General features: G+C 67.3%; 16 protein-coding genes. 5 read left to right on the top strand and 11 right to left on the bottom strand.

The window, feature by feature from the left end; translation table 11 throughout:
- Positions 1-6 precede the first annotated feature (6 nt).
- The 4 genes from ABIC50_RS07925 to ABIC50_RS07910 form a co-directional block, all read right to left on the bottom strand.
- Positions 7-1,581, bottom strand: a complete 1,575-nt coding sequence (locus ABIC50_RS07925) for a DHA2 family efflux MFS transporter permease subunit (protein WP_212061907.1) — start codon at positions 1,579-1,581, stop codon at positions 7-9.
- A 13-nt stretch (positions 1,582-1,594) separates the two neighbouring features.
- Entirely contained in the window at positions 1,595-2,686 is a 1,092-nt protein-coding gene (locus ABIC50_RS07920; protein WP_354162864.1) for an HlyD family secretion protein, read from the bottom strand.
- 65 nt (positions 2,687-2,751) lie between these two features.
- Positions 2,752-3,183 (bottom strand): MarR family winged helix-turn-helix transcriptional regulator, encoded by a 432-nt coding sequence (locus tag ABIC50_RS07915; RefSeq protein ID WP_354162862.1) that lies wholly within the window; start codon positions 3,181-3,183, stop codon positions 2,752-2,754.
- 107 nt (positions 3,184-3,290) lie between these two features.
- Entirely contained in the window at positions 3,291-4,211 is a 921-nt protein-coding gene (locus ABIC50_RS07910) for a LysR family transcriptional regulator (protein ID WP_126226682.1), read from the bottom strand.
- Positions 4,212-4,317: 106 nt separating this feature from the next.
- On the opposite strand from ABIC50_RS07910, the gene ABIC50_RS07905 reads away from it, so the two are divergent.
- From ABIC50_RS07905 to ABIC50_RS07895, 3 genes are all read left to right on the top strand, one after another.
- Positions 4,318-4,746 carry a MarR family winged helix-turn-helix transcriptional regulator gene (locus ABIC50_RS07905; protein WP_354162859.1) on the top strand — a complete coding sequence of 143 codons (429 nt, stop codon included), beginning with the start codon at positions 4,318-4,320 and terminating at the stop codon, positions 4,744-4,746.
- Positions 4,747-4,812: 66 nt separating this feature from the next.
- A complete protein-coding gene (locus tag ABIC50_RS07900; protein ID WP_354162856.1) occupies positions 4,813-6,060 on the top strand; it encodes an aconitase X in 1,248 nt (415 codons plus the stop codon).
- A complete protein-coding gene (locus tag ABIC50_RS07895) occupies positions 6,053-6,502 on the top strand; it encodes an aconitase X swivel domain-containing protein (protein ID WP_354162853.1) in 450 nt (149 codons plus the stop codon). Before ABIC50_RS07900 ends, ABIC50_RS07895 begins: the two co-directional genes overlap by 8 nt.
- 9 nt (positions 6,503-6,511) lie before the next feature.
- Here the strand turns inward: ABIC50_RS07895 and ABIC50_RS07890 are convergent, their stop codons facing one another.
- The gene (locus tag ABIC50_RS07890) at positions 6,512-7,594 is read right to left on the bottom strand and encodes an AraC family transcriptional regulator (RefSeq protein WP_354162851.1); all 1,083 of its coding nucleotides are present in this window, start codon (positions 7,592-7,594) and stop codon (positions 6,512-6,514) included.
- Between the two features lie 75 nt (positions 7,595-7,669).
- Between ABIC50_RS07890 and ABIC50_RS07885 the strand changes: the two genes are divergently transcribed.
- On the top strand, positions 7,670-9,703 hold the full coding sequence (locus ABIC50_RS07885; RefSeq protein ID WP_354162848.1) for an oxidoreductase: 2,034 nt from the start codon (positions 7,670-7,672) through the stop codon (positions 9,701-9,703).
- A gap of 179 nt (positions 9,704-9,882) precedes the next feature.
- On the opposite strand, the gene ABIC50_RS07880 is transcribed toward ABIC50_RS07885, so the two are convergent.
- Both ABIC50_RS07880 and ABIC50_RS07875 read right to left on the bottom strand, forming a co-directional pair.
- Positions 9,883-10,287 carry a DUF2471 family protein gene (locus ABIC50_RS07880; protein WP_006750278.1) on the bottom strand — a complete coding sequence of 135 codons (405 nt, stop codon included), beginning with the start codon at positions 10,285-10,287 and terminating at the stop codon, positions 9,883-9,885.
- 133 nt (positions 10,288-10,420) lie between these two features.
- The gene (locus ABIC50_RS07875; RefSeq protein ID WP_175705449.1) at positions 10,421-11,314 is read right to left on the bottom strand and encodes a LysR family transcriptional regulator; all 894 of its coding nucleotides are present in this window, start codon (positions 11,312-11,314) and stop codon (positions 10,421-10,423) included.
- Positions 11,315-11,400: 86 nt separating this feature from the next.
- Here ABIC50_RS07875 and ABIC50_RS07870 point away from each other — a divergent pair, with 86 nt between their 5' ends.
- Positions 11,401-12,186: an NAD(P)H-dependent oxidoreductase gene (locus ABIC50_RS07870; protein ID WP_354162846.1), complete on the top strand. Its 786-nt coding sequence runs from the start codon at positions 11,401-11,403 to the stop codon at positions 12,184-12,186.
- 10 nt (positions 12,187-12,196) lie between these two features.
- On the opposite strand, the gene tssE is transcribed toward ABIC50_RS07870, so the two are convergent.
- The 4 genes from tssE to ABIC50_RS07850 all read right to left on the bottom strand — a co-directional run bounded on the left by tssE (position 12,197) and on the right by ABIC50_RS07850 (position 17,762).
- Entirely contained in the window at positions 12,197-12,619 is a 423-nt protein-coding gene (gene tssE, locus ABIC50_RS07865) for a type VI secretion system baseplate subunit TssE (RefSeq protein ID WP_175677265.1), read from the bottom strand.
- A complete protein-coding gene (gene tssH / locus ABIC50_RS07860; protein WP_354162843.1) occupies positions 12,616-15,324 on the bottom strand; it encodes a type VI secretion system ATPase TssH in 2,709 nt (902 codons plus the stop codon). The genes tssE and tssH overlap by 4 nt, the downstream gene beginning before the upstream one ends.
- Positions 15,325-15,418: 94 nt before the next feature.
- Positions 15,419-15,904: an Hcp family type VI secretion system effector gene (locus tag ABIC50_RS07855; RefSeq protein WP_006750272.1), complete on the bottom strand. Its 486-nt coding sequence runs from the start codon at positions 15,902-15,904 to the stop codon at positions 15,419-15,421.
- Positions 15,905-15,998: 94 nt separating this feature from the next.
- Complete coding sequence (locus ABIC50_RS07850; RefSeq protein ID WP_354163651.1) at positions 15,999-17,762, bottom strand: OmpA family protein; 1,764 nt, start codon at positions 17,760-17,762, stop codon at positions 15,999-16,001.
- Positions 17,763-17,767: the final 5 nt, after the last annotated feature.

Here is a 17,767-nt window from a genome sequence, read left to right as displayed (position 1 = left end):
TCGGCTTCAGTGCGCGTCCGGCGGCGGCGCGTTCAGGGTAATGGGGCGGGAAAACGCGACGGCGATCAGCGCGACGATGAAGCACAGCGACAGCGCGTAGTACGCATCCGCGTAGGTGAGCGTCAGCGCTTCGCGATAGATCAGGCGGTGCAGGTTCGCGAGGCCGGCCTGCGCGGTATCGAGCGTATTGCCGGCCACCGAGGTCCAGTACGCGGCCTGGCGATCGAGCAGCGACGCGATCTGCGGCTCGCCGGCGCTCACGTGCTCGTTCAGCCGCAGGTAGTGAAAGTTCAGCCGGTCGTTGAGCATCGTCGCGCTCACCGCGATGCCGATCGCACCACCGAGATTGCGCATCAGGTTGAACAGGCCGCTCGCCGATTTCAGCCGCGACTGTGGCAGCGAGCCCAACGCCATCGTCACGATCGGCGGCACGCTGAACTGCTGGCCGATGCCGCGCAATGCCTGCGGCAGCAGCAGTTCGCGCCAGCCCCAGTCGTGCGTGATCGGCGTGTACAGGTAGCAGCCGAGGCCGAAGCAGACAAGCCCGAACACGAGCAGCGCGCGCATGCTGAAGTAGCGCGCGGCGAACGCATACGCGCAGAGCGCGAGCAGCTGGAACGCGCCGACAGACAGCAGTGCGATGCCGATCTGCAGCGAACTGAACGCACGCACCTGCGACAGAAACAGCGGCGTGAGGAACACCGTCACGAAGATGCCGATGCCCGTCACGAACGACAGCAGGCTGCCGATCCCGAAGTTGCGCACGGCGAGCGCGCGCAGGTCGACGACCGGATCGTCCGCGGTCAGCGCGTGCACGATGAACAGGAAGCCGCAGATGGCTGAGATCCACGCGCAGATCACGATCGCGTCGTCGCTGAACCAGTTCTTGCGCGGGCCTTCCTCCAGCACGTATTCGAGGCAGCCGAGGAAGCCCGACATCAGCGCGATGCCGAGATAGTCGCCGCGCTTGAGCAGGCTCGGGTCGGGTTCGTCGATATGCACGTAGCGCGGCACCAGCACGGCCACGGCGATGCCCGGCACCAGGTTCAGGTAGAACAGCCAGTGCCACGACCATTGATCGGTGATCCAGCCGCCGATCACCGGCCCGATCGCCGGCGCGAGCGACGCGAGCGCGCCGATCGTCGTCGACGCGATCAGCCGCTGCCTGCCCGGGAACAGCACGAACGCGGTCGTGAACACGGTCGGGATCATCGCGGCGCCGAGCGCGCCCTGCAGCCCGCGGAACAGGATCATCGAGTTGATGTCCCACGCGAGCCCGCACAGCATGCTCGTGATCGTGAAGCCGACCGCCGACGCGACGAACAGCCAGCGCGTCGACATCACCTTCGACAGCCAGCCGGACATCGGAATCACGATGATCTCGGCGATCAGGTAGGCCGTCTGCACCCACGACAGCTCGTCCTGGCTGGCGGACAGGCCGCCGCCGATGTCGCGCAGCGACGACGCGACGATCTGGATGTCGAGCGTCGCCATGAAGAAGCCGACGCACATCAGCGCGAACGCGAAGACGCGCTGCTTCGTCGGTTGCGACGCGGGGTCGCCGGAAAACGCGGTGGTCATGGTCGGCTCCCGGTCAGTTCGCGTGGTCGGTGTGGACCGTCACGGCCGCGGACAGGCCGGGGCGCAGCACGTGCTCGAGGCCCGCCTGCGGATCGAGATGCACGCGCACCGGCACGCGCTGGACGATCTTCGTGAAGTTGCCGGTCGCGTTCTCGGGCGGCAGCACGCTGAAGGTCGCGCCGGTCGCGGGCGCGAGGCTGTCGACGCGGCCGTGCAGGCGCGTGCTCGACGCATCGAGCGTGACGTCGACGCGATCGCCCGCGCGCATCTTGCGCAGCTGGTCTTCCTTGAAGTTCGCGTCGATCCACAGCCCCGACGCCGGCACGACCGTCAACAGCGGCACGCCGACATTCGCGAGCATCCCGACGCGGCTCGTACGGTTGCCGACGTAACCGTCGACCGGCGAGCGGATCGTCGTGTACTCGACGTTGAGCGCGGCGACGCGTTGCGCGGCGAGCGCCGTGTTCACGCGGGCCCGCGCATCGGCGAGCTGCGCGCCGAGCACGTCGAGCTGCCGCTTCGATGCGAGCAGCGCGGCGTCGCTGCGGGCGACGGCCGCGTCCGCCTTCGAATAGTCGGCATCCGCGCGCTCGACGATCTGGTTCGACACCGCATCGGATTTGACGAGCTCGCGGTAGCGCACGCGGTCGGACGACGCCCGCGTGAGCTCGGCCGACGACGCATTGCGGTCCGCCGCGTGCTGGCCGATCACCGCGTATTGCAGCTGCTGCTTCGCTTCGAGTTCCGTCACCGCGGAGCGCGCGCTGTCGACTTCCGCGGCGGCCTGCGCGAGCTTCGCATCGTAGTCGCGCGCATCGAGCTGCACGAGCACGTCGCCGGCCTTCACGCGCTGGTTGTCGGTCACGAGGATCTTGTCGACGAAGCCGTTCACCTTCGGCGCGAGCACGGTGACGTCGCCGCCGACATACGCATCGTCGGTGCTTTCCTGGAAGCGCAGCACGAACAGCCAGTCGAGCGCGGCCGCGGCCACGACGACGACCACGGCGCCCACCGCGATACGCATCCACGGCACGCGGCGCTGCTGCTTCGCGGGCGGGTCGATTGTGGCTGCTTCGCGGGAAGCAGCGGCTTGGGTCGTTTCCATCGAGTCACCTATGTATATGCACTTATCAAAACGATCGACGATGTCGCATCGATCGGGAAAGGGGGCTAGCGCTCCGGCAGGTTGTGCGTGATCCGAAACAATTCGTCTCTGAGGCGGGCCGCCTGGGTCGACCCGAACCGCTGCTCGAATGCTTGCTGCGCGGCGAGCCAGTGCACGTGCGCGTCGGCGATCCTGGCTTCGCCGTGCTCGGTCAGCGCGAACGTCTGGCGGCGGCAACGCGGCTCCATCCGGCCCGTCACGAGCGCCGCGCCGATCAGCGGCTTGAGCGCGCGCAGGAGCGCGGTGCGCTCGATCACCAGCACCGCCGACAGCGTCGCCATCGTCAGGCCCGGGCGCTCCCGCAGCAGCGCGAGAATGCTGTACTGCGACGGCGTGACGCCCGCCCGCGACAGATAGCGCTCGTAGAACTGCGAGATTCGCCGCGCGGCCTGCCGGACCGCGAAGCAATCGTCATCGGTGAGGGTGGTCGTGTGCATGTGCACATATTAGGTGGCGAGGCGGGCTGAAGCGAGCGGCGGCGCGGGATCAGATTGGTGTCGTGGCTGTACCAATCGGCGGCCGGACGGCGCGTTTTCGCGCCGGATCAGGCGGCGGCGGGAACAATCCGGCCATCGTGGTCGCAGTACGCGGCCGTGTAGTCGATGAACGCCTTGACCTTCGCGGGCAGCAGCGCGCGGTTCGCGTAAGCGAGCTTGATCTCCACGAACGCGTCGACCAGATCGGCGTCTTCCAGCAACTGCACGAGCGCGCCCGACGCGAGTTCGGCCTCGACGAGCGTTCTCGGCACGACGCCGATGCCGAAGTCGTGCATCACCATTTCGCGGTTGAAGACGGGGCTGTTCGACGAGATGTCGAAGCTCAACGGCACGGTCAGCGTGTCGCCGTCGACGCGGAACGACAGCGCGGGCCGGCGCAGCGACGGCGACAGCGGCACGAACGCATGCTCGGCGAGCGCGGCCGGCGTTTCGGGGCGCGGATGCGCGCGCAGATACGCGGGCGTCGCGACGATCACCACCGGAATGCGTTCGACCAGGCGCACCACGGTCGTTTCGCTCGTCAGCATGTACGGCACGACGATGCCGATGTCGTAGCCTTCGCCGACGAGGTCGACCGGGCGCTCGGTCAGCGTGACGTCGAGGCGCACCTTCGGATGCGCGGCCTTGAAGCCGGCGATCAGCGGTACGAGCCGGTTCAGCGCGGCCGTCGTGTGCGCGACGAGGCGCAGCAGCCCCTCGGGCTCGCGCGTGTGCGACTGCGCCTGCGCTTCCAGCGAGTCGAGTTCGTCGAGCACGGCCGCGCAGCGTTCGTAGATGCGCTCGGCGGTTTCGGTCAGCGAGACCTGGCGCGTGGTCCGGTGCAGCAGGCGGCTGCCGAAGCGCGCCTCGAGATCCGCGACCGCCCGCGACACGACCGGCCGCGCGAGGCCGTGCATGTCGGCGGCGCGCGTGAAGCTGCGCATTTCCACCACCGACCGGAAGATCCGCAGCTTGTCGATGTAGTCCATGTTCGTCTCCTCGCGGCGATGGCGGCGCGGTGCAAGCGGCCGGCCCGGCCATGTTACGGCGGAGTGTACATTGACTTTATGCATATGCACATATAAATTGCCGATCATGAACGATATCCAGATCGCCCAGGCCTGCAATTGCCTCGCGCTGCGTCAGGCGGCGCGCTTCGTCACGCAACTCTACGAGCGGCATCTGGGCCCGGTCGGGGTCACGCCCGCGCAGTTCTCGATCATGGCGAACCTGTCGCGCCGGCCGGGCCTCGTGATGAGCGAGCTTGCCGATACGCTGGTGATGGACCGCACCACGCTGTTGCGCGCGCTCAAGCCGCTGCAGCGCGACGGATTCGTCGCCGCGGCCGCGTCCGAGCATGACGCACGCGCGCACGCGCTCAGCCTGACGAAGCTCGGCGAGCGCACCTATGCGCAGGCGAAAGTCGCGTGGCAGGCAGCGCAGGACGAGTTCGACACGCAGTTCGGCCGCGACCGCGCCAAGGCGCTGCGCGACGAACTGTTCAGCCTGACGGCGCAGCGATAGCCGCCACGCGCGGTAGTATGACAAAAGCGATCCTGGCCCGCCGGACGAGACACGAGGAGCACCCCCATGCTGCAGTTGAGCGAGCGCGACGACGCGATGTTGCGCGGCGCATTCGGCGACGGCGTCGCACGCGCGATGCGGATCGTCACGCGCACGGCCGAGGTCATGTCGGCGCCGCACCTGATCGACATCACGTCCGCGCATATCGACGGCTGCCTTTACCACGGCCGGACGAGCCTCGACTTCGTCGAGTATTTCGTCGACACCGGCGCGCGAGTGGCGGTGCCGACCACCCTGAACGTCGGGTCGCTCGACCTGATCCATCCCGAGCTGTATCACGGCGATCGCACGATCGAGCGCGACGCGCGGCGGCTGATGGAGGCGCACCTGCAGCTCGGCTGCGAATCGAGCTTCACGTGCGCGCCGTATCAGCTGAAGCATCGTCCGCGTGTGGGCGAGCAGATCGCGTGGGCCGAATCCAATGCGATCGTGTTCGCGAATTCGGTGCTCGGTGCGCGTACCAGCCGCTATGGCGACTTTCTCGATCTGGCCGCCGCGATCACCGGGCGTGCGCCGTATGCGGGCCTGCACGTCGAATCGAATCGCGCGGCGCGGATCGTATTCAACGCGCCAGAGTTCGGCAACCGGCCGTCGCGCGACATCTATTTCGCGGCGCTCGGGTTGCTGATCGGCAGGATCGCGGGCGCGATCGTCCCTGCGATCGTCGGGCTGCCCGCGGACACCACCGAGGACGAACTCAAGGCGCTCGGCGCGGCCGCCGCATCGAGCGGGGCCGTCGCGCTGTTCCATGCGGTGGGCGTCACGCCCGAGGCGCCGACGCTCGACGCCGCGTTGCACGGGCAGGCGGCGCAGCGAACGGTCGATGTCGCGATGGCCGACCTCGACGAGATCCGCCGCACGTTGAATCATGGCGCGGCCGGCGATGCGCTCGTCGCGGTCGCGCTCGGCACGCCGCATTTTTCGCTGGCCGAATTCCGCACGCTCGACGCGCTGCTCGACCAGTTCGACGGCAAGCCGAAGTGCGATTTCTACGTGAACACGAGCCGCTTCATCCTGTGGGAGCTGGGCGAGCTCGGGCTCGCCGGCAAATTCGATGCGCGCGGCGTCCAGATCGTCGTCGACACCTGCACGTACATCACGCCGGTGATGAAACAGCTGTCGGGCCTGGTAATGACCAACTCGGGGAAGTGGGCGTCGTATGCGCCCGCGAACATTGGCGTCACGGTCGCATACGGCAGCATGCGCGAGTGCGTGCGCTCCGCGTTCGACGGAAAGGTGCGATTCGATGACTGACGCAACGACGGGGCAACTGACGGGCGACACGCTCGTGCCGGGCAGCGCCTGCGCGAACACGATCGTGCTCGACAAGCCGCTCAGCTTCTGGGGCGGCTACGACTCGGGCGCGGGGCGGATCGTCGATCGCGGGCATCCGCAGGCCGGCGCAAGCCTGGCCGGCCGGATCATGGTGATGCCACACGCGAAGGGCTCGAGTTCGAGCAGCAGCGTGCTCGCGGAAGCGGTGCGCAACGGCACGGGGCCGGTCGGGATCGTGATGAAGGAGCGCGACCTGATCATCTCGATCGGCGCGATCGTGGCGGCGGAGCTCTATGCGATCGCGGTGCCGGTGGTCTGCGTGACGGACGACGTGTATGACGCGATTGTCGCGTCATCGGGGCCGGTGCGGATCGAGGCACGCGAAGGTGATGGCGGCGCGCGGATTGACGTCGACAGCTGACCTTCCCGCTTACTCGCGCGCCGGATCGCCGGCCGCTTCCCGATAGGCACTGGGCGTCTGCCCGGCCCACCGTCGAAACGCCCGCGTGAAGTTCGCCGGGTCGGTGAATTGCAGCCGCTCGGCGATCGTCTTCAGATCGAGATCCGAGGCCGCGAGCAACTGCTTCGCATCGCGAAACCGCGCTTCGTCGAGCAGTTGCCGATAGCTCGACCCGGCTTCCTCGAGCCGGCGCCGCAATGTGCGCGTCGACACGAGCAGCGCGTCGGCGAGCGCCTCCGGGCTCGAATAGTCGCCGGCCGTGCGCGCCAGTTCCGCGCGCACGCGCTCGACCAGATCGCCTTCCTCCTGACGCACCTGCGCATACTCGCGCTCGACCTGCACGAGCGCCTGCCGGTGTGCGACTTCGTCGGCGAGCGGCAGCGGCCAGTCGAGCACGTCGCGCGCGATCCACAGCGCATTCGCCGCGCAGCCGAATTCGACCGGCGGCAACTGGTCGCGATAACGCGCGAAATAGCCGGGCTCCGGCCACGCGAAGCGCAGCGCGATCGGCGGCGACGCGCGCCCGGACCACTGCGAGATATTTTGCGCAAGCCCGGTCAGCACGAACTCGAACATCACGTGATGCTGCAGCACGGGGCTCGCCTGCACGCCGTGCAGTTCGAGCGTTGCGCCGTGTTCGTCCTCCGCGTAGGTCAGACGATATTGGCGATTGCGCATCCGGAAGTAGCGCTGCGTGACGACCAGCGCGTCGCGGATGTCCCGCGCGGTCAGCGTCGCATAGCCGAGGAAGCCGTGCACGGTCGGCTTCAGCAGCAGTCCGAACGCGAGCCCGATGCCCGGATCGCCGCCGATCTCGATCGCGTTGAGCACGAGCCGGCCCCATTGCGACGGCGCGACGCGTGCGTCCGGTTCGGCCAATACCGCGTCGCGCAGCCCGGTGCCGGCGCGCACCGCGGCCAGATCGACGCCGCGCGCGGCCAGCGCCTGCAGCAGCAGGCGCGGATAGGCGACCGGAATCGTCGGTCGGCGCAGCCCGAGGTGATCCTTGCGTGACGGGGAGGTCATGTCGATTTGGCCGGAAATGACAAGCATTATGGCTGTTTGCCCCCTCACGTTCAAGGCGGCGCGCGCCTACGATGACACCCATCGCTTACCGGCAGACTCATCATGACGACCCCCTTTCCGCACCTGCTCGCACCGCTGGACCTCGGCTTCACCACGCTGAAGAATCGCGTGCTGATGGGCTCGATGCACACGGGCCTCGAGGACAGCCGCAAGACGCTGCCGCGGCTCGCCGACTATTTCGCCGAACGGGCGCGCGGCGGCGTCGGCCTGATCGTGACCGGCGGCTTCGCGCCGAACGTGGCCGGCTGGACCAAGCCGTTCGGCGGCACGCTGATGACGTCCGCCGGCGCGCGGCGCCATCGCGTGATCACCGACGCCGTGCATGCGGACGACGGCAAGATCGCGCTGCAGATCCTGCATACCGGCCGCTACGGCTACCACCCATTCGCGGTCGCGCCGTCGAAGATCAAGTCGCCGATCTCGCCGTTCGCGCCGCATGAGCTCAGCGCGCGCGGCGTCGAGCGGCAGATCCGGGCGTTCGTCCGCTGCGCGCAGCTCGCGCGCGAGGCCGGCTACGACGGCGTCGAGATCATGGGCTCCGAGGGCTACCTGATCAACCAGTTCATCTCGATGCATACGAACAAGCGCGGCGATCAGTGGGGCGGTTCGTACGAAAACCGCATCCGCCTGCCGATCGAGATCATCGAGCGCACGCGCGAAGCGGTCGGGCGCGACTTCATCCTGATCTACCGGCTGTCGATGCTCGACCTGATTCCGGACGGCAGCGACTGGCGCGAGACCGTGCAGCTTGCGAAGGCCGTCGAGCGCGCGGGCGCGACCATCATCAACACGGGGATCGGCTGGCACGAGGCGCGCGTGCCGACGATCGCGACGTCGGTGCCGCGCGGCGCGTTTGCGTGGGTGACCAGGAAGATGAAGGGCGAGGTCGGCATCCCGCTCGTGACGACCAACCGGATCAACCGGCCCGAAGTGGCCGAGCAGATTCTCGCGGACGGCTGCGCGGACATGGTGTCGATGGCGCGTCCGCTCCTTGCCGATGCCGAGTTCGTCGTCAAGGCCGCGCAGGGCCGCGCCGACGAGATCAACACCTGCATCGGCTGCAACCAGGCGTGTCTCGATCACGCGTTCAAGAACAAGATCGCGTCGTGCCTGCTGAACCCGCGCGCGTGCCACGAGACGGAGCTGGTCTACACGCGGGTGCAACAGCCGAAGCGCATCGCGGTCGTCGGCGCGGGGCCGGCCGGGCTCGCATGCTCGACCGTGCTCGCGCAGCGCGGCCACCACGTCGATCTGTTCGACGCGGCTGCGGAGATCGGCGGCCAGTTCAACATGGCGAAGCGGATCCCGGGCAAGGAAGAGTTCGATGAAGCGCTGCGTTACTTCGGCCGGCAGGTCGAGCTGACCGGCGTGAACCTGCACCTGAACCGCCGCGTCGCCGCGAGCGACCTGATCGCGGGCGGCTATGACGAGATCGTGCTCGCCACCGGCGTGGCGCCGCGCGACCCGAAGATTCCCGGGCAGGACGGGCCGAATGTGCTCAGCTATATCGACGTGCTCGCCGGCAGGCAGCCGGTCGGCCGGCGTGTCGCGGTGATCGGCGCGGGCGGCATCGGCTTCGATGTCGCCGAGTATCTGGTGCAGGACGGTGCGTCGCCGACGCTCGATCTGGAAGAGTGGAAAGCGGAGTGGGGCGTGACCGATCCGGCCGCGACGCGCGGCGGCGTGACGCGTGCGCAGGTCGGGCCGCCCGCGCGCGAAGTGACGCTGCTGCAACGCAAGGCCGCGCCGCTCGGCAAGGGGCTCGGCAAGACGACCGGCTGGATTCACCGCGCGACGCTGAAGATGAAGCAGGTGAAGATGATCGGCGGCGTGAACTACGAACTGATCGATGCGCGCGGGTTGCACGTGTCGTACGGTGAACAGCGCACCGATCACGAACTGATCGAAGCCGACACGATCGTGCTGTGCGCGGGGCAGGAACCGCAGCGTGCGCTGCTGGTGCCGCTGCAGGCGGCCGGACGATCGGTGCATCTGATCGGCGGCGCGGAACTGGCTGCCGAACTCGATGCGAAGCGTGCGATCGATCAGGGTTCGCGGCTTGCCGCGCGGCTGTAATGGGGAATCGTTTCGGGTGCCGGGGCGGTGTGCGTCGCGCGGCGGTGGTTTGCCTGCGCGACGGCGTGCGGTTTTCCGCTCCGTGATTCCACAGGGAGGTTGAGCACGTCGAACCGATGTGCCGCGTCACCACGCGGCGGGATCCCCACACACGGCCATCCGCTCCCGGCCCGCGTGTATCAGGCCGCTTCGGCCCGTTCCTCCTCTTCCGCTTCCAGCATCGCCTTGACGATCAGGTAGACGGCCGGCAGGTCGTCGTCATCGCGACGCCAGTCGACCGGCTCCTCGACGTCCGCCGCGACCAGTCGGCTGTCGCGCAGGCGGATGAACGCGTCGACGACGGTCGGATCGTTGCGGCTCAGGAAACCGGCGTTCGAGAACGCGAGTTCCTCGACGTTCAGCAGCGCCTGCCAGCTCATCGTGCGGACGGCGGCCGGATGCGTGCGGCGTCGCAGGCCGAGCGCGCGCTGCGCAGGGCCGCCGACGACACGCTGCAGATCGACGACCGCGCGCTGCGCGGCGCGCTCGAAGTGGCCGGGGTTGAAGCCGGGTTGCTCGGGATCGAATGCGGATGACTGAAACATGGTCGCCTCACAAAAGTCCGTCCGTCGTGGGTGACGGAATTCGGGTCAAATGGTGCAAAAGCACTGTAAATATATACAGTGTTTGGGGCGGTTTCAAGTGCTGAATGAATATGCGTGTGCAGCGTGCGGCGATTCACACCGACGCGGCGATCGTCTCGCGCAGCCATCGATGCGCGGGATCGCGATGCACGCGTTCGTGCCACAGCATGGACATCTCATAGCCGGGGACTTCGACCGGCGCTTCCACGACGCGTAATGCGGGTATGTTGCGGACCAGCCGCTCAGGCAGCATCGCGACGAGATCGGTGCTGGCGACGGCCGACATCACGAACAGGAAATGCGGAACCGACAGCACGACACGCCGCGCAGCGCCCGCTTTTGCGAGCACTTCGTCCGTCACGCCGAAGAAGCCGCCGCCGTCGGGCGACACGATCACGTGTTCGAGCGTGCTGAACTGCGCGAGCGTCGGGCGCCGTTTCAGCTTCGGATGACCGGCACGACCGACGAGCACGTATCGCTCGACGAACAGCGGCAGGCGCCGCATGCCGTCCGGCGACCCTTCGCTGGTATGGAAGGCCAGGTCGATGCCGTTGCGCTCCGCGTCCTGCTCGATGCGCGGCGGCACGAGTTCGACGACGGCGAGCCGCGTAGCGGGGGCGGCCGAGCGCAGCGTGTTCAGCGCGGGCAGCACGATCGTCGATTCGCCGTAGTCGGTGGCGGCCACGCGCCACGTGTTCGTCGCGGTCGCCGGATCGAACGGCGTGGCCGTCAGCACCGCCCGCTCGAGCGCGTCGAGCGCGTCCCGCAACGGCTCGCGCAGCGTCTCGGCGCGGGCGGTCGGCCGCATCCCGCGCGGCCCCGGCAGCAGCAGCGGATCGCCGAACAGGTCGCGCAGTTTCTGCAACTGCACGCTGACCGACGGCTGCGACATGTTCAGTTTTTCAGCCGCCCGCGTGACGTTGTGCTCGGCGAGCAGCACGTCGAGCGTGACCAGCAGGTTCAGGTCCAGTCGTCTGAGATTATTCATGGTTATACCTGGAATATCGGGAATTCATTTCCAATATACCGTTGGCGACGGCATCCTGCAGTCATTCAATCAACGGAGTAGTGAACATGAATGTGCTGATCGTCTATGCCCATCCCGAACCGCGTTCGCTGAACGGCGCGTTGCGGGACTTCGCGGTCGAGCATCTCGAAGCGGCCGGCCATGCCGTGCAGGTGACTGATCTGTATGCGATGAACTGGAAGGCCGCGTTCGACGCGCATGACGTGACCGACCGTGCGCCCGATGCGCGCTTCGATCCCGCGCTCGATTCGAAGCGTGCGTTCGAAACGGGCACGCAGCGCGACGACATCGCGCGCGAACAGGACAAGCTGAAGTGGGCCGACGCGGTGATCCTGCAGTTTCCGCTGTGGTGGTTCTCGATGCCGGCGATCATGAAGGGCTGGGTCGAGCGTGTGTATGCGTACGGCTTCGCGTACGGCGTCGGCGAGCATTCCGACCAGCATTGGGGCGACCGTTACGGCGAGGGCTCGCTGGCGGGCAAGCGAGCGATGGTGATCGTCACGACGGGCGGTTGGGAGTCGCACTACAGCGCGCGTGGCATCAACGGGCCGATCGACGACGTGCTGTTTCCGATCCAGCACGGGATTTTGTATTACCCGGGGTTCGACGTGCTGCCGCCGTTCGTGATCTACCGGACGGGGCGGATGAACGACGCGCGCTTCGAGGAAACCCGCGCGGCGCTCGGCAAGCGTCTGGACGAACTGTGGACCGCACGGCCGCTTCCGTTCCGGCGGCAGAATGCAGGGGACTACGACATTCCGGCGCTGACGCTGAAGGCTGGGATCGCGCCGGAGAAGGCGGGATTTGCCGCGCACCTCGCGCACGAGCAGTGACGGTGTGCGATCACGGCCGGTCGATGCGCCGCTCGATGCGCAGGCGGCCCGGCGGTTCGAAGTAGGTGCCGAAGCGCACGAGTCCCGTGTTCTTCAGGTGGCAGGTCATTTCGAAGCTGACCAGGATGCCGGGATCGCGGTTCTCGACGATCGCGACGTCGATCGAACGGATGCGCGGCTCGTACTTCAGTAGCGTGGCTTCCATCTGCTGCTTGAGCAGATGCGCCGACGCGGGTAGCGCCTTGTAGATGTTCGTGAGGTCGGGCAACCCGTAGTCGGGCAGGTGCTTGAGCGCGCCGGCCCGCGTATTGAGAATGCGGCGCACGTTCTGCTGCACGCTCAGGCATTCGAGCGTCCGGTCGTCGTAGGCGCCGATCGGCTCGCCGCCGATTTGGCCGAGCAGCATGTCATAGAGGGAGGGGCCGGCGGTCATCGGTGGTTCAGTTGCTCGATGCGGTTATCGGTCGTGGCCGCGGCATCGACGAAATCGATCGTCAACGCACCTTCAACGCCGGTCGACAGCACGATGTGTCGCGGCGTGACACCCGTTGCCATCCGGGCAAGCAGCTCACGGGACACGACGGGCAGTACACGCTGGTTCAGGAATGCATCGACACCGCGTGCGCCGGATTCCCATGACACGCAGTGCTGCGTGATCGATTCGATCAGATCGTCGTCGCAAGTGAGCGTGACGGCGTGTTGCCGATGCAGGCGTTCGGCTATCTTGTCCAGTTTGATCCGTACGATCGATGCAAGCGACGCGGTATCGAGCGGCCGATAGACGAGCGTCTGGAAGCGTGCGAGCAGCGCCGGCTGAAAATGCGCGACCAGCTGCGGATGAATGGCTTCGCGCAACGCGACCTGCGTGATCGACGCGTTCTCGGCCGTCGCGTCGTCGATCTGCGTACTGCCGAGATTGGACGTCATCACGATCACGCAGTTGCGGAAATCCATCTCGCGCCCTTCGCCGTCGCGCATCGTGCCGCGATCGAACACCTGATAGAAAATATCGAGCACGTCGCGATGCGCCTTCTCCACTTCGTCCAGTAGCACGACGCTGTACGGACGCTGACGCACGGCTTCGGTCAGCACGCCGCCGCGTCCGTAACCGACATAGCCGGGTGGCGAACCCTTGAGCTGCGATACCGTGTGCGCTTCCTGGTACTCCGACAGATTGATCGTCGTCAGCGCCGCGGTGCCGCCGAACAGCACGTCGGCGAGCGCGAGCGCCGTCTCGGTCTTGCCGACGCCGGACGGCCCGGCGAGCAGGAATACGCCGAGCGGCGCGTGCTCGCTTTTCAGGCCAGCTTTGGCGGTGCGCAGGCTCTCCGCCAATGCACCGATCGCATCGTCCTGTCCGACCACGCGTGTCGCGAGCGTGGACTCGAGCGCGAGCAGGCTGCGCAGTTCGTCCTCGACGAGATTGCCGACCGGTACGCCCGTCCATTCGGCGACGACGCGCGCGATCGATTGTGCGTCGACGTCGGGCGAGATCATCGGCGACTTTCCCTGAGCGCTCGCCAGCGCGTCGATCGCATTGATTACGTCGGCCGGATCAGGCGCGGGGTCGGCCGCACCACGAAGCGTGCGCAGTGCATCGACGAGTTCGCGCTCGCGTGCGTACTGACCGAGCAGCGTGTCGGCCGTGTCGCGCATCGCGTCGTGCTCCGTATCGATTGCGGCACGGCGTTCCGCGATGCCGGCGATACCCGCGCGGGCGTCCGCATCGAGCGCCGCGCGTTCCAGCTCGAGTGCCGCCAGCGCGGCATGTGCCTGTTGCAGTTCCGCCGGCAGGACGTCGAGTGCCATCCGCACGCGCGCGGCTGCCGTATCGATCAGATCCACGGCCTTGTCCGGCAACTGGCGCGCCGGAATGTAGCGGCGCGACAGGCGCACGGCCGCGACGATCGCCTCGTCGCGGATGTGAACATCGTGATGGGCCGCATAGCGGCTCGCGAGCCCGCGCAGCATCAGGCAGGCGGCTTCGTCGTCCGGCTCGTCGACCTTGACGACCTGGAAGCGCCGTTCGAGCGCCGCATCGCGTTCGAAGTATTGCTTGTATTCGGCCCACGTGGTGGCCGCGATCGTGCGCAACTCCCCGCGTGCGAGCGCCGGCTTGAGCAGGTTGGCGGCATCGGCGCCGCCTGCCGCGTTACCGGCACCGATCAACGTGTGCGCCTCGTCGATGAACAGCAGGATCGGTGTCGTCGAAGCTCGCACTTCGTCGATCACGTTCTTCAGCCGTTGTTCGAATTCGCCCTTTACGCCGGCGCCGGCCTGCAGCAAGCCGAGATCGAGCGTCAGGATGCGCGTGTCGCGGATCGTTTCCGGCACGCCGCCGTCGATCACGCGCAAGGCGAGCCCTTCGACAAGCGCGGTCTTGCCGACGCCCGGCTCGCCAACCAGGATCGGATTGTTCTTGCGGCGGCGCGCGAGCACGTCGATCATCTGCCGGATTTCGCGGTCGCGTCCGAAGACGGGGTCGATCTCGCCGCGGCGCGCCTTTTCGGTGATGTCGAGGGTGAAGCGCGCGAGTGCGTCGCGCTCGATCGCGCGCGTGGGGGCAGGGTGTGCTGCGGCCGCCGACGTCGGCGTTCCGGTTGCGCGCGGATCGCCGGTCGAGTCGGCTTCGCGTGCCGATACGGGGTCGTCAACCGCGTTTTCGCACGAGCGCCGCCCGAGCCGGGGCAGCACGCGACGAATCTGCGCGCTGGAGACGGACAGCAGCGGCCACGCACGCTGGGTGCGCAGCACATGAGGGGCGTCGACGATCGCTTGCAGCAGGTGCCCCGAACGAATCGAGTCGTCGGGATCGTCGGCGGTCGCATGCGCCCACGCATCCTCCAGCACCGTGGCGAGTTGCCTCGACAGCGCCGGCATGCCGCGCAACGTGCGTGGCATGCGCTCGATCACGTCGATCATCGCATCCCACACGGCGTCGATGTCGAGGTCGTAGTGGCGCAGCAGCGCGGGAATGTCGCCGTCGTCGGCTTCGATCAGCTTCAGCACCCAGTGCTCGACCGCGATTTCGTCCGCGAGCCGGGTCTGGCACAGATTCGCCGCGGCTTCGAGTGTGCGCGTGCAGTGAGGATTGAGGCGGCGAATGAGATGGGAAGCGTCCCGGAGCGGCGGCGTCATGTCGGTATCGGATCAGGAAGGGAAGAGGGCGGGCGCCCGCAGGAGCGGAATCCCGCCGCGCAAGCGCGACGGATTCCGCCAGCCGGTCAGTCCATCAGGAACGTTCGTTCCAGGTGTCCTTGTGGATGATGTTGCCGTCCTTGTACGACCACGTGATCGTCTCGTAACGCAGTTCCACGTCTTCGAGATGGTTGTGCTTCTCGTAGTCGGGGTTCTTGATGTCGAGCATCTTCGGCTTCACCGCGACGATCTTCACGTTGTCGAGCTTGGTGTTGAAGTATTCCTTTTCCTTGCCCGCGTCGTCGATTCGATACCACTTGATCTCGACCGACTTCAGCGTCTGGCCGCTCGTCACGGCCTTGTACAGGTACGGCGTCGACGCGTCGGTCTCCTTCGTCAGCGTGATCGGCTTGTGCACGCGCGTGCCGGTCAGCTTGCCCGTATTGCCGTCGGTCGGAATGTGCACGCCATGATCGAACGCGACCAGTTCGACGCTACCCTCGCGATCCTGGACGGTTACCGAACCCTTGATGTCCGCGCCACCGTCGTCCTTGAGCCACATGTAGGCCGGAATTGCCATTTGTTCACTCCTTCTTCTTCGTACTGCGAATCGCCGGAACCGGATTCCGGCGCTGATAAACCCGGGGCGACTGCCCCGGGAACCCAAACGCGTGTTACCTCGCGGCGCCGGTCGGGACGGCAGGCACCGGTGTATCGGGCACGAGCGTGATCTCGACCCGACGATTCTTCGCCCGCCCTTCCGGCGTGGCGTTGTCCGCGACCGGCCGCGTATCGCCGTAGCCCTGGATCGCGAACCGTGTCGACGGGATACCGGACGCTTCGACGAGCCAGTCGCGCACGGCCGACGCGCGATCGATCGACAGCTTCAGATTGCGATCGGGCCGACCCTGATCGTCCGCATAGCCGGCGACGAGCACGCGTTTGCCCGGATGTGCCTTGATCAGTTCGAGCGCCTCGACCATCGCGCGCGTGGTGCCCGTTCGGAGCCTTGCCTTGCCGCTGTCGAATAGCGACATGCTGTCCAGCGTGACGACGGCGGGCGGCGGCGGGGGCGGTTCGTACGACGCGATTGCGTCGTTGAGGACGGGCAGCAGCGGTGCGCCGCGATAGGTGCCGAACGACAGCCGGAGCGGCACGCCGACCCGTGCGTACCGGTCGAACTGATCGCGGTCCGACACAAGGACGCGGAGCGCGTCGCGTTTGGCCGTGTCGTGCGTGGCGGGGATACGGTTGTAGTGTTGGAGGTGCTCGCCGATGCGGGTCATCAGCGCATCGTTGTTCTTTGCGGCGCCGCAGATGGCGGCGATTGCGGCGCAGGCGACGATCGCGATGACGTGCGCGGCGGCGGTGATGCGCGGCGACCGCCACGTGCGGCGCGGCATCGCGTCGATCAACGGTTGCGGCAATGGCCATGGCGTCGGCGACGCAGGCAGTGCGGCCGGGGCGATACCTGTCAGGCTGCGGACTTCACGTTCCCACGGTTTGCCGGGGCCGCTCGCCGGGCCACGGTCGATCCAGCCCGCGCCGAACAACGGCCACGGCGATGCGGGCTGGCGTCGATCCGTCAGCGTGTCGAACACGACGCGTCGGGTCCATCCGATCATCGATGCGACGCCGGCGGCGCGTGCCGCGACCGCCGGACTTCCGTCGGCATGAAGCGCATCCGACTCGGCCGCGTCGATCGCGGTGTCGAAGCGATGCGTGTTGACGATGGCCGATCCGGTCGACATGCCATACCACCGGGCCGCCGATTCGACAGCCTGCGTCGTCGTCGCGGCATTTGCGTTCGAGAGCCGCTGATAGAGGGCGACATAGCCCGGCAGCGACGTGCCGAGCATGCGGGACGCATCGGCTACGGCTTGCCGGATCACGCGCAGCGACTGCGACAGCGTGTCGTCGTTCGCATGAACGGCCGGTGCGACCGCCAGCACGACACAATCCGGCGCATGACCGTCCCGCCACTGGCGGACCGCGACCGCAAGCCGTGGAAGATCCTGAGGGCGGTCGGCTCGCAACCAGATCGCGCCGTCGCCGACATGTACGAAACGCGACATGGCCGTATCGCGATCGAACAACGCGGACAGACCGTCGCCCGTGACGAGCGCGAGCGGCATTCTCGTGCGCATCGTGACGGGCAGGTCGGCGGTCGCCGCGCCCAGTTGCGCAATCACCTGAACGTTTTGTTCGCGGGCGCGCGTCAATCCGCGCGAATGCAACCAGACGATCAGCGCGGAAAGCGCGACGACGAGCGCTACCCATCCCCACATGACGCCGCGCTCGATGGGTACAACCCACCCGACGACAGCCAGTGCCAGTGCCGCGGACAGCGTCACGACCGTCCTGAGCGGATAGCCGAGGCCCGACAACGCCGCGCGTGCCGCATTGGAATCGGCGCGGGTTGCCGCCGTGGGGAGCATGGTGC

It is taken from the genome of Burkholderia sp. 567 (assembly GCF_040545115.1).
GTDB classification, from domain to species: Bacteria; Pseudomonadota; Gammaproteobacteria; order Burkholderiales; family Burkholderiaceae; genus Burkholderia; species Burkholderia ambifaria.
This window is presented reverse-complemented; position numbering and strand designations above follow the sequence as displayed.

Bases quoted from the DNA above. Each gene is read 5' to 3' on its own strand.
- ABIC50_RS07890 (WP_354162851.1), bottom strand. From the start codon at position 7,594: ATGCTTGTCATTTCCGGCCAAATCGACATGACCTCCCCGTCACGCAAG.
- ABIC50_RS07855 (WP_006750272.1), bottom strand. From the start codon at position 15,904: ATGGCAATTCCGGCCTACATGTGGCTCAAGGACGACGGTGGCGCGGAC.
- ABIC50_RS07900 (WP_354162856.1), top strand. From the start codon at position 4,813: ATGCTGCAGTTGAGCGAGCGCGACGACGCGATGTTGCGCGGCGCATTC.
- ABIC50_RS07895 (WP_354162853.1), top strand. From the start codon at position 6,053: ATGACTGACGCAACGACGGGGCAACTGACGGGCGACACGCTCGTGCCG.
- ABIC50_RS07905 (WP_354162859.1), top strand. From the start codon at position 4,318: ATGAACGATATCCAGATCGCCCAGGCCTGCAATTGCCTCGCGCTGCGT.
- tssH (WP_354162843.1), bottom strand. From the start codon at position 15,324: ATGACGCCGCCGCTCCGGGACGCTTCCCATCTCATTCGCCGCCTCAAT.
- ABIC50_RS07920 (WP_354162864.1), bottom strand. From the start codon at position 2,686: ATGGAAACGACCCAAGCCGCTGCTTCCCGCGAAGCAGCCACAATCGAC.
- ABIC50_RS07910 (WP_126226682.1), bottom strand. From the start codon at position 4,211: ATGGACTACATCGACAAGCTGCGGATCTTCCGGTCGGTGGTGGAAATG.
- ABIC50_RS07850 (WP_354163651.1), bottom strand. From the start codon at position 17,762: ATGCTCCCCACGGCGGCAACCCGCGCCGATTCCAATGCGGCACGCGCG.
- ABIC50_RS07875 (WP_175705449.1), bottom strand. From the start codon at position 11,314: ATGAATAATCTCAGACGACTGGACCTGAACCTGCTGGTCACGCTCGAC.
- ABIC50_RS07870 (WP_354162846.1), top strand. From the start codon at position 11,401: ATGAATGTGCTGATCGTCTATGCCCATCCCGAACCGCGTTCGCTGAAC.
- ABIC50_RS07880 (WP_006750278.1), bottom strand. From the start codon at position 10,287: ATGTTTCAGTCATCCGCATTCGATCCCGAGCAACCCGGCTTCAACCCC.
- tssE (WP_175677265.1), bottom strand. From the start codon at position 12,619: ATGACCGCCGGCCCCTCCCTCTATGACATGCTGCTCGGCCAAATCGGC.
- ABIC50_RS07885 (WP_354162848.1), top strand. From the start codon at position 7,670: ATGACGACCCCCTTTCCGCACCTGCTCGCACCGCTGGACCTCGGCTTC.
- ABIC50_RS07915 (WP_354162862.1), bottom strand. From the start codon at position 3,183: ATGCACACGACCACCCTCACCGATGACGATTGCTTCGCGGTCCGGCAG.
- ABIC50_RS07925 (WP_212061907.1), bottom strand. From the start codon at position 1,581: ATGACCACCGCGTTTTCCGGCGACCCCGCGTCGCAACCGACGAAGCAG.